Source organism: Tangfeifania diversioriginum (assembly GCF_900141875.1).
GTDB lineage: Bacteria > Bacteroidota > Bacteroidia > Bacteroidales > Prolixibacteraceae > Tangfeifania > Tangfeifania diversioriginum.
The window spans coordinates 222,746-234,841 of sequence record NZ_FQZE01000001.1 but is presented as its reverse complement, the minus strand read 5'-3'; the positions used below and the strand labels follow the sequence as shown (position 1 = coordinate 234,841).

At 43.5% G+C, this 12,096-nt stretch carries 6 protein-coding genes; 4 read left to right on the top strand and 2 right to left on the bottom strand.

Annotated features, from left to right (window positions below; genetic code table 11):
* Nucleotides 1–214 precede the first annotated feature (214 nt).
* The gene (locus tag BUC07_RS00955) at nt 215–1,228 is read right to left on the bottom strand and encodes a LacI family DNA-binding transcriptional regulator (RefSeq protein WP_073164174.1); all 1,014 of its coding nucleotides are present in this window, start codon (nt 1,226–1,228) and stop codon (nt 215–217) included.
* A gap of 79 nt (nt 1,229–1,307) precedes the next feature.
* Nucleotides 1,308–2,261: a DNA adenine methylase gene (locus tag BUC07_RS00950; protein ID WP_073164171.1), complete on the bottom strand. Its 954-nt coding sequence runs from the start codon at nt 2,259–2,261 to the stop codon at nt 1,308–1,310.
* Nucleotides 2,262–2,573: 312 nt separating this feature from the next.
* On the opposite strand from BUC07_RS00950, the gene BUC07_RS00945 reads away from it, so the two are divergent.
* The 4 genes from BUC07_RS00945 to BUC07_RS00930 all read left to right on the top strand — a co-directional run bounded on the left by BUC07_RS00945 (nt 2,574) and on the right by BUC07_RS00930 (nt 11,857).
* Nucleotides 2,574–5,537 (top strand): SusC/RagA family TonB-linked outer membrane protein, encoded by a 2,964-nt coding sequence (locus tag BUC07_RS00945; protein ID WP_073164169.1) that lies wholly within the window; start codon nt 2,574–2,576, stop codon nt 5,535–5,537.
* A 19-nt stretch (nt 5,538–5,556) separates the two neighbouring features.
* A complete protein-coding gene (locus BUC07_RS00940) occupies nt 5,557–7,776 on the top strand; it encodes a RagB/SusD family nutrient uptake outer membrane protein (protein WP_073164166.1) in 2,220 nt (739 codons plus the stop codon).
* Between the two features lie 31 nt (nt 7,777–7,807).
* Nucleotides 7,808–8,908: a SusE domain-containing protein gene (locus tag BUC07_RS00935; protein ID WP_073164163.1), complete on the top strand. Its 1,101-nt coding sequence runs from the start codon at nt 7,808–7,810 to the stop codon at nt 8,906–8,908.
* Nucleotides 8,909–9,094: 186 nt separating this feature from the next.
* Nucleotides 9,095–11,857 carry an alpha-amylase family glycosyl hydrolase gene (locus tag BUC07_RS00930; RefSeq protein WP_073164373.1) on the top strand — a complete coding sequence of 921 codons (2,763 nt, stop codon included), beginning with the start codon at nt 9,095–9,097 and terminating at the stop codon, nt 11,855–11,857.
* Nucleotides 11,858–12,096 lie beyond the last annotated feature (239 nt).

Sequence of the window (12,096 nt, the reverse complement as noted above, 5' to 3'; positions counted from 1 at the left end):
TTTAAGTTAAATAGTTGTAATGTAAAAAATTACATTTTGGGAGATTTGCTGCGTTGCAGATAAGAAGTATAATGTGATAAGCCAAATCAAATATACGGCATAAATTTTAAAAAAAACAAATATTTTAGATTTTACAACAGGCTGAAAATGGTAGCTTTGTAGCTTGATTAGCTGTTTCAAACGTTTGCGGAGAAGCAAAAAATAATTTCATTTTTTAAATTTCTGATGATTCCCTGACAATGAGATTGGCATTCAGAATTCTTGTTTCAGCCGGGTAATCTTTTTGGGAAGTGATTCTTCGCAGAAGCATTTCGGTAGCAGCAGAGCCCATTTCGTAACCGTGCTGATCGACCGAAGTTAATGATGGATCAGTAATTCCTGAAAGCCTCCCGTCGGAAAAACCTACAATTGCAACGTCCTGAGGGATTTTTACGCCATGTTTTAAAAGGGTTTTCATGGCTCCGATGGCCGTAAGATCGTTAACGGCAAAAAGACCGTCAATTTCAGTCTTTTTGTTCAGGATGTCTAAAATTGTCAGGTGGGCTTTTTCAAAACTATCGGTATTGAAAATCAGTTCATCACCGGTTGTTAATCCTGCTTCGGAAATAGCTTTCTGGTAGCCTGCTTTTCGCTGACGTCCGAGCAGCAGGTTTTGCGGCCCTGCAAAATGGGCAATTTTTTTTCTTCCTGTGTCGGTCAGGTGTTTTGTGGCCTGGTAGGCGGCTTCAAAGTCATCGATAATCACCTGGTCGGTAACAAATCCCGGAATGATGCGGTCGTAAAAAACAAGGGGAACCTGGTTTTGGCGAATATATTCCAGATGCCGGAAATCCTCCGTCTCTTTCGAAACTGACATCAGAATTCCATCTACCTGGTTGGCCAGCAGCGTTTTTACATTGGCCACCTCGCGGTCGTATCTTTCGTTCGACTGGCAAATGATAACATTTATTCCGGCATCGTAAGCCACATCTTCAATACCACTGATAACCGATGAAAAAAAGTAGTGTACAATTTCCGGAATGATAACGCCGATGGTGTTGCTTTTTTGGTATTTTAGGCTGATTGCCAATGCATTGGGCTGGTAGTTCATTTTTCTGGCGAGTTCGTTCACGGCACGCTTGGTCTCCTTACTGATGTCGGGATGATCTTTAAGCGCTCTCGATACGGTTGAGGGTGAGACCTTTAGCTCCCGAGCAATATCTTTTATGGTGGCAAGCGGTCTTTTCATTATAAAAAAAGATAGATTTCCGTTTCTAAAGCTACCAAATTCAAATGAAAGTAACAGGAGTTTTTCTAAAAATCTGTAGTTAAACCGGGTAACTGGTTACAATGATTTCGTTAATGGCATTTCTTTTTAAGCCATTGGAATTGATGGACCTTCGTGCCGGAACACGCGATATATAAAATCCGGAATAGAGTTCGTCGAAGAAACGGTCTTCAGGGTTATGGTTTTTGGGGTCGGAATTGCTCAGCATTTGTTTTACTCTTTTCTGGCTTAGTTCAGAAAAAAGCGCAGCTAAAGCTATTTGGTCGGGGTCGCCAAACGCATTTTTGCTGTAAGCAGTAAAGCTCGAAGTTTGGTTCAGCGGCCGGTAGGGCGGATCGTAATAAACAAAGGTGTTTTCGGTTACCCAACCCTTAATTTCTCTGAAATCGGCCTTTCGGATTTCTGCAATAGAAAGCAGTTTTGAAATTTTTAGCAAATTTTCGGCATCCAGAATTTTCGGATTTTTATACCTGCCCTGCGGAACATTAAATTCACCCCTGGAGTTGAACCGGAACAATCCGTTGAAACAGGTGCGGTTCAGAAAAATAATTTGTGCGGCCCGTTTGGTCCATTTCACTGATAACCTGTTGAAGTTTACCGATTTCCTTTGCTTGTTGAATTGCTCACGCACTTTGTAGTAATAGGCTGTGCGTTTTTCGTCGTTCAGCTTCAGGTACTGGTGCTGGAGCCGGTTCAGCTGGTCAATTAAGGGTTGTACCTCGTTTTGAATAACAAGGTAAGTCAAAACCAAGTCTTCGTTATTGTCGCACAAAAGAGCCGATTTTAGAGGATAATTTTGCACGATATCGAAAAAAACGGCGCCGCCGCCAACAAAAGGCTCGCAGTAGTTTTCAATTTTTCCCCCCGAAAGTTCTTTGGGGTAAAATTTTTGAAAAGCTGCAAGCAACTGACCTTTTCCACCCGCCCATTTCAAAAATGGTTTACCTGGAGATTTTGCAGTTTTTATTGTATTTATGGATTTATGTCCGGTCATCTTTTACAATTTGGCGGTAAAAATACCAAAACAAATTTCAGTTTGAAAGCTCAAAATCATTTTCCCTGATATATACAACTATACCAACCAGCCCCTACCTGTTTTATAACATAATTGATGCAAACGTAACCGCAAACGATTGCATTGTTGCGGGAGGTGTAAAAAAAATAACATCTGTTAAGAATTGGGTAGTTTTGCAACGAGGATTTTTGCTTTGCTCGTGCAGTTAACAGTCGTATAATGTTGATTTTAGCCGTTTCAAAAAAGTTAACTCGACAAAGTGAAATTTTACTAATTAATAATTTAATTACGATGAATATTATTCGAAAAAACCTAAAATTACTATTGTTTTTGGTTGCTTTTCTAACCTTTTTAACGGGTTACGCACAGCAAAAAACAATAACAGGTGAAGTAGCCGATGCTGAAACCGGCGAACCTTTACCTGGAGTTACAATTGTGGTTAAAGGAACCACACGAGGAACAATTACAAATGTTGACGGGCAATTTTCGGTAGATGTGGAACCTGGCCAAACGCTTGGTTTTTCATTTATTGGCTACACACCGCAGGAGGTAGTTGTGGGAACCGAAGATGTGTTGAGTGTTCAACTCACGCAGTCGATTGAAGCACTTGGTGAAGTGGTGGTGATAGGCTACGGCCAGGTGAAAAAAGAAGACGCCACCGGCTCGGTACAGGCCGTTAACACCGATGATTTCAACCCGGGGGCCATTACCTCGCCCCAGGAACTGGTTTCAGGTAAAATTGCAGGGGTGCAAATTACCACAGGCGGCGGTTCACCAGGCGAAGGTGCAACTATCCGTATCCGCGGAGGCTCTTCACTCTCGGCCAGTAACGATCCGTTGATTGTAATCGACGGCGTTCCGGTTGACAACGACGGAATTTCGGGAATGAAAAACCCGCTGAACTCCATTCACCCAAGCGATATTGAAACTTTTACCGTTTTAAAAGACGCTTCGGCAACCGCTATTTACGGTTCGCGTGCATCCAACGGAGTAATTATTATTACCACCAAAAAAGGAAGGAAAGGAACTCCGTTGAGCGTGAGCTACAACCAATACTTCTCTGTTAGTGCAAAATATAATGAAGTTCCGTCGTTATCGGCCGATGAGTTCAGGAGCCTGGTTCAGGAACGTTATGCAAACAACCCGAATGCGATTAACCTGCTCGGAAATACCGAAACCAACTGGCAGGACGAAGTGTACAAAACTGCCCTGGGGCAGGATCACAACCTGAGCCTGACAGGAAACATAAAAGAACTTCCATTCAGGGCTTCGGTAGGTTATTCCAACCAGGAAGGTATTCTCAAAACCGACCGCATGGAAAGGGTTACCGGTTCGCTGGGCATCAACCCGTCGTTTTTCGATGATCATCTCCGGATGAATTTGAATGTGAAGGGAATGCTTGTGAATAATATTTTTGCCAACAGGGGAGCCATCGGCTCAGCCGCCAGTTTCGACCCCACACAAGAAGTTTACAACGGAAGTCCTTATGGCGGATATTTCACCTGGGTGCAGCAAAACGGAGATCCTATCCCGATTGCCAATATGAACCCGGTGGCGCAGCTCAATATGCGCGACGATCAGTCAACCGTCAGAAGAAGCATTGGAAATGCTGAAATTGATTACCGTTTTCATTTTTTCCCCGATTTAAGGGCTAACCTGAATATGGGATATGATATTTCCGACAGTGAAGGCACAATTTTGGTTCCTGAGAATGCACCGTGGGCTTACGATAAGTTAAAAGGCGGTGGTGAAAATACCGAATACACACAGGACAAGCGGAATTCACTGCTTGATTTTTATCTGAATTACGTGAAAGATGTGGATGCCATCGACAGTCGTTTCGATATTATGGGTGGTTACTCGTGGCAGCATTTCTGGAGAGCCGGTACTTCACTCACCCAAAATGCCAGCCAAACTGAAACGACTTCAGACACTGATTACGAAACCGAAAACTACCTCGTTTCTTTTTTCGGCAGGTTGAATTACACGTTTAAAGAGCGTTACCTCGCCACATTTACAGTGAGGCAGGACGGATCATCGAGGTTTTCGCCCGATACCCGCTGGGGGCTTTTCCCATCGGTTGCACTGGCCTGGCAAATTGCCGAAGAGTCGTTTCTTGCTGATTCAGAAACAGTTTCCGACCTCAAACTGCGTCTCGGTTACGGTGTGACAGGTCAGCAAAACATTTCAGATAATGATTATCCGTACATGCCACGTTATACTTACAGTGGTAATCAGGCACGCTATCAGTTTGGCGACCAGTTTTACACTACAATCAGACCCGAAGGTTACGATGCAAACATCAAATGGGAAGAAACAACTACCTACAATATTGGTTTGGATTACGGATTTTTAAACAACCGTATTTCCGGTGGCATTGATGCTTATTACCGGGTTACTGACGATTTGATTAACTTCATTCCGGTTCCCGCAGGTACAAACCTCACCAACCAGATTTTGACCAACGTTGGTGATTTGGAAAACAGGGGGATTGAATTCAGCATCAACGCCATTCCTGTTTCGAAAGAAAATTTTAGCTGGGATATTGGATTTAATGTTTCGTATAACGAAAATGAAATTACCAAATTAACCGCTTATGACGATCCTACATATATTGGTGTTGAAGTGGGAGGAATTTCCGGTGCGGTTGGAAACAATATCCAGATTCACAGTGTGGGTTACCCGGCCAATTCATTTTTTGTTTACGAACAGGTTTACGATCAGGCAGGATCGCCAATTGAAGGTTTATACGTTGACCGGAACGGTGACGGCGTAATTACCAACGATGACAAATACCGCTACAAAAAACCAGCTCCCGATGCTTTTTACGGTTTTTCTTCAAAAATAAATTACAAAAACTGGGATTTTGCATTTAACGGACGAGGCAACATTGGTAACTATGTGTACAACAATGTATGGTCGGGGCAGGCCACATTTAATAATCTTTACAACTCAGCCGGTTATTTAAATAACCTCAACGAAAGTGTTTTCGATTCAGGGTTTGAAAATCCAAAATACTGGTCCGACTATTATATTCGCAATGCTTCTTTTGTTCGACTCGATAACATCAGCCTGGGATATACATTTTCAAATTTTTACCAGGAACGGATGAATATCAGGCTATACGGTACAGTGCAAAATGTATTGGTTATTACCGACTACGAAGGACTCGATCCGGAAGTTGGAAACGGGATTGACAACAACATTTATCCCCGCCCGCGTACATATATGATGGGGGTAAGCATCAATTTTTAACCAGTAAATAAAAAGTAAGATGAAAAATAAAATTAAAATAACAGGCATCTTTGTAATTGCAGTTCTTTTTGCATTTACATCATGCATCAACGATTTAGATACGGTGCCACTCGACAAAGATGTGGTGACATCGGAAAATGTGTATGCCAATCCTGATAACTATAAAAATGTACTGGCAAAATTGTATGCCGGTCTCGCACTGAGTGGACAGGAAGGGCCTGCAGGTGCCAACGATTTGAGCGGCCTCGATGAAGGGTTTGGCCAGTACCTGCGTGCCTACTGGTATGCCCAGGAATTGACAACCGACGAAGCAGTAGTTGCCTGGAACGACGGTAACCTGCGCGATTACCAGGAAATGGATTGGGGCTCGAATAACGAATTCATTGCCAACATGTACTACAGGGTATTTTACCAAATATCGCTCACCAATGAATTTATTCGTGAAACTACTCCGGCTAAACTCGACGAGCGGGGAATCGATGGGACCATCCGTTCCGAAATTGAACTTTACAGATACGAAGCCCGCTTTTTAAGGGCCCTCAGCTACTGGCACGCCATCGACATGTTTGCCAATGTGCCTTTTGTTACCGAAGCAGATATTGTAGGATCATTTTTTCCGGAGCAAACCAACCGGAACGACCTGTTTGCCTATGTTGAACAGGAGTTGCTCGATATTGAACCAAATTTAACGGCTCCCGGAGAAGTTGAATACGGCCGGGCCGATCAGGCAGCCGTCTGGACCCTGCTGGCCAAATTGTACCTGAATGCAGAGGTTTATATCAGTCAACCTAAATATACGGAATGTTTAACCTACTGTAATAAAATTCTGAATGCCGGTTACTCACTTGAACCCGAGTACCAGCATCTTTTTATGGCCGATAACCACAGATCCAATGAAATTATTTTCCCTATTACCCAGGATGGAAACAATACCAAAACTTATGGAGGTGTTACTTTCATTATAAGGGCTGCTGTTAGTGACCATATGGATCCAGATAAATTCGGCATTGACGGGGGGTGGGCCGGCACCCGCGTGACCAAAGAATTCGTGGGCAAATTCCTAGACCTTGAAACGTTGAAAAATGCCCGGATTCCTTATAAAAGTGCAGTGGAGTACCCGGTGATTTATGTACCCGGCGGATACCAGGCAGCCAGTGGTTACAGCGAAGGCGACTGGGCCCCGGATGCTGCTCCTAACCTGGCATCTGTAAACTCCGACAATAATTACGAGGGATATATCTGGTTTGCTGATGCGAATTCAGAATATAAATTTACCGAAGGACCTAACTGGGATGTGAATTGGGGTGATGACAATGCTGATGGAACACTGGAAGCCAACGGTGCCAATCTGGTAGCTCCCGAAACCGGAATGTACAAAATTAATGTCAATCTGAATGACATGTTGTACACTTCGGTAAAAACGGACTGGGGACTGATTGGTGATGCCACTGCCGGTGGATGGGACAACAGCACTCCGATGGAATTCGATGCCGAAAGAAAAGTGTGGACCGTTGTTGCTGAACTCGGTTCAGGAGCTTTTAAATTCAGGGCCAATGATGGCTGGGACATTAACCTGGGGGATAACGATACCGATGGAATTCTGGATTACGGTGGAGCTGACATCCCGGTTGACGAACCAGGAAAATATAAAATTGAACTTTACCTGGGTACGCCGGATTATACTTATACTATGGAACAATTCAGTTCCGACAGTCGCGGTATGTTTCATACCGATGGGCAGACACTTGAGATTGAAGATATGTTTGAGTTTACAAACGGCTATGCTGTTACTAAATGGAAAAACATTACTTCTGACGGAAATATCGGGTCGGACATTGAATATGTGGATACCGACTTCCCGCTCTTCCGCCTGGCCGATGTGTACCTGATGTATGCAGAAGCAGTTCTGCGCGGTGGAACAGGTGGCGACGAGGCAACTGCGCTCGGCTACATTAACATGCTGCGCGAAAGAGCTTATGGCGATGAAAACGGAAATATTGCTTCCGGCGATCTGACACTCGATTTTATTATCGATGAGCGCGCACGCGAATTGTACTGGGAAGGCCAGCGCCGTACCGACCTCATTCGTTTTGGCCTGTTTAGCGGAGGCGATTACCTGTGGTCGTGGAAAGGTGCCGTGAAAGAGGGACGTTCTATCGATGCCAAATTCGATATTTTCCCGATTCCGGCAGCAGATGTAATTGCCAATACAAACCTGACCCAGAATCCGGGGTATTAAAAAACTGAGAAAATTTAAAAAATATAAACAGATGAAAAAATTTCAAAATATATTTCTGATTCTTCTTTCCTTTTCGCTGCTGTTTGCCTGCGAAGAGATGGAAAGAGACCCGGTAATAAATCCGGGCGATTCGCCTGCTTTGAATGAACCGGCTTCAGGAACTCAGGTAGTATTTCAGAAAGTGAATGCAACCGAAGAGTCGGTCACTTTCTCCTGGACTGAAGCTGATTTTGGTTTTCCAAGTGCTACAATGTACAACCTGCAAGTTGATGTGGCCGGTAACAATTTTGCCAGCGCAATGGAACTGGCATCCACATCCGATTATTCGGTGAGCATTACGCATGCCACTTTGAATGAAAAACTGATGACACATGGTTTGTCAGGAGATGAACCTACCGAAATTGAATTCCGGGTAGAAGCTACTGTTAGCCCTGAATACTCACTGTATTCGGAACCCGTGAATATGACGGTTACCCTTTATTCTGCTTCGTTCCCGCCCATTTACATGATTGGCGCCAGCGTTGGCGGATGGGATCCGGCCAAAGCGGTTGAAGTGGTCTCAACCGGTGAACCCTTCGAGTACATCACTATCTGGAATTTTGACGCGACCAACGGATTAAATTTCAGGTTCTTCAGCAATCCTGCATGGGATGCATCCATTGGCGGATACGATGTATTCACCACTTATCCTGAAGATTTGCTCGAGCCGGCAACCGGCGACGATGATCCGAACTTCAATTTTGTGGGAGAAAATGGCTGGTACGAAATTTTTGTAAATACCGAAACCGGAACCATTGAGATGACAGCAACAGACGAACCCGGAATGTACCTTACCGGTGACGCCACACATGGCTGGGGCTGGGATGAGCCTGTAACTGCCTTGCAATATGTAAGCTACAAAATCTGGGAAGGCGACGTTAACTTTACCCAGGACGGAGCTTTCAGGTTGTTTGGCCAGAAAGACTGGGGGCCAGCCAGCTACGGTTACGATGTGGTGGTAAATTACGACATCGATTACATTGATGTGGCTGAAGGACATGACGATCCAAACTGGTTTTTTCTGAAACCTTCGGGGACTTACCACGTAGTTGTAAATCTAAGAACGAATACAATAGAAATTAGTGAACTGTAAAAGCTGGTTTTACAGTATCATTAAATCAGGGAAAGGTTAGTTTAGTTAACAAATTAAGAGTCATCGGATTCGCTTTCCGGTGGCTCTTTTTTCTGAAAAATATGGCAGCAGTAAACATTTTCGCTGCTAATGAATTTTTAAACCGAAGGCAGGTTTCGATTAACATTGAAAATTAATTTTACATACATGAATCAACTAAAATATTTCTTTCTGACATTGATGCTGGCAATTCCTTTGTTTGTTGAAGCCCAGGTTACTACGGAACCCGAACTTCCGGTGGCCTCGCAAAGTGTGACCATCACTTTCAACTCTGCCGAAGAATCGCGATTGGGATACTATACCGGTGATTTGTATGCACATACCGGGGTTTTTATTGAGGACAGCACCGGCTGGCAGCACGTTATTGGCGATTGGGGTGTGAACGCAGAACAACCACAACTCACACACCTTGGTAGTGGTATTTACGAACTTGAAATAACACCCAACATTAACTCATTTTATTCTGTGAAAGAAGGTGAAAAAGTACTTCGGATGGCCTTTGTTTTTCGTAAAGAAAATCCCACTCAGCACAGCGATCAAACTGATGATTTGTTTGTGAATGTGTATGAAGAAGGCCTTGTGGTTAATATCTCGCAACCCACAGATGGGCGGATTTTGCCCCTGGAACAGCCCGTAACTGTTTCTGCCAGTTCATCGCAGGAAGCTGATTTGACATTATTTCTAAATCAAACTTTGCTCGCCGAAAATACCGGAACTCAAATTTCTGCCAATTATACTTTTGTTGAAAGCGGAAATTACTGGCTCATTGCCGAAGCGGTTGCTGATGAGGAAACAGACCGCGATTCTGTTTCAGTTTATATTCGTGAAGTAACGGTTGCCGAATCCAAACCCGCTGCGTACCGGAAAGGAATTAACTATCCGGATGACACATCGGCTGCGCTTGTTTTGTGGGCACCCCAAAAAGAGTTTGTTTTCGTTTTGGGCGATTTTAATAACTGGCAACCCGCCAGCGAGTTTCAAATGAAAAAAGACGGTAACTTTTTCTGGCTCGAAATCCCGAACCTCGAAGCCGGAAAAGAATACGCCTTTCAGTATTTAATTGACGGCGAAATACGAATTGCTGATCCGTACACCGAAAAAATTCTCGATCCGTGGAACGACCAATACATTGAATCAGAAACTTATCCTGATTTGATGGCTTATCCCGAAGGAAAAACCGAGGGAATTGCTTCGGTTCTTCAACCCGGACAGGAAGAATTCAATTGGCAGGTGATCGATTTTCAGCCGCCAGCAAAAGAGAAAATGGTGATTTACGAATTGCTGATTCGTGATTTCACCGAAGAACACAGTTACAAAGCCGTGCGCGAAAAATTGGATTACTTAGAAGATTTGAATATTAACGTGCTGGAGTTGATGCCCGTAAACGAATTTGAAGGCAATGAAAGTTGGGGGTACAATCCATCGTTTTATTTTGCCCCCGATAAATATTACGGCCCCAAAAACGAGCTGAAAAAACTGATTGACGAATGCCACCAGCGCGGCATTGCCGTGGTAATTGACATGGTGCTGAACCACAGCTACGGGCAAAGTCCGTTTGTGCAAATGTACATGGATAACTGGACCATCACACCCGATAATCCGTGGTACAACGAGATGTCGAATTTTGATAATCCAAATTTAAGGTGGGGTTACGATTTCAATCATGAATCGGAAGCGACAAAAGAGCTGGTGGACAGCGTGAACAGCTTTTGGATGAACGAATACAAAATTGACGGATTTCGTTTCGACTTCACCAAAGGTTTTTCCAATACTCCTTACAGCGAATCAAGCTGGGGAAGCGAGTACGATGCGGCGCGCATTGCAAATTTGAAACGCATGACCGATGAAATTAAAAGCCGCAAAGAGGATGCAATAGTTATTTTTGAACACCTGGCGTATAATTCGGAAGAGAAAGAACTGGCCGATCACGGAATTTTGATGTGGGGAAATATGCATGGGCGATATCTTCAGGCGGCCCGTGGGAATGTGTTGGAATCCGATTTGAGTGAAGCCATTTATTCTGAACGAAACTGGAACGGGCCTAATTTGGTTTCTTATCCCGAAAGCCACGACGAACAGCGGATCATGTATCAAATCAAACTTGATGGTTTTTCCAGTGGTGATTACAACATCAAAAACCAGCAAACGGCGCTCGACCGCATCGAGCTCAATGCACTGTTTCACCTGCTGTTACCCGGGCCAAAAATGATTTGGCAGTTTGGTGAACGTGGTTACGACCTTTCAATAAACCGATGCGAGGATGGCATTGGAAACGATTGCCGGTTAGATCCGAAACCTCCCTACTGGCACTATCTGAACAATTCCAATCGCACCGACTTGTTTCGGGTAATGGCAAAACTCAACCACCTGAAACAAACCTATCCTGTTTTTTCTTCTACCGATTTTCAGCACGATTTGAGCGGCACTGTTAAATCGTATGTTTATGCTGATGAAAACAACTACGTGCTTGCAGTCGGTAATTTTGGAATCGAAGAGGAAGAAACCGAAATCACTTTTCCAACCACAGGAAAATGGCACCGGTTTTTTACCAAAGATTCAGTTCAGATAGAAAATACAATACAGTTGCTCACACTGGCTCCCGGAGAATACAGGTTATATTCAACCCAAAAACTTGCGCAACCTGATATTTCCACTGAAAACGCAGCTAAAAAATTCCAGAAAGAAAACATAAGCATCTATCCGAATCCAGCTGAGGATGTGGTAACTGTTTCTTCTGAAAAACCCATTTTTAAAATTGAAATTTACTCGGTTTCCGGAAAGCTGATGAAACAAATGAATAAACCCGGATCGCAGCTTAAGGTTTCAATCGGTGATTACACATCCGGAATTTATTTTGTTCACATTTTTCAGGGGAAAAACCGGATTACGAAAAAGTTGGTAGTAAAATAATGTAGGGTTGTCCCAATGCATTCATGGATACAACTAATAATACAATTACAAGATTACAGATTTTCATTTTAATTGATTTTTAGTTTTTTAAATATGGTCTTTAACAATTTCAACAACTTTGATTTCTTTTTTATTAGGAGGCTTTTTAATGACGGCGTGATATTTTGCACCCGAAGCCACGGTAGCATCGTTTTTTGAAAAGTTAATGTGTGCACCTGCCCGGTGATTATTCAGGGAAT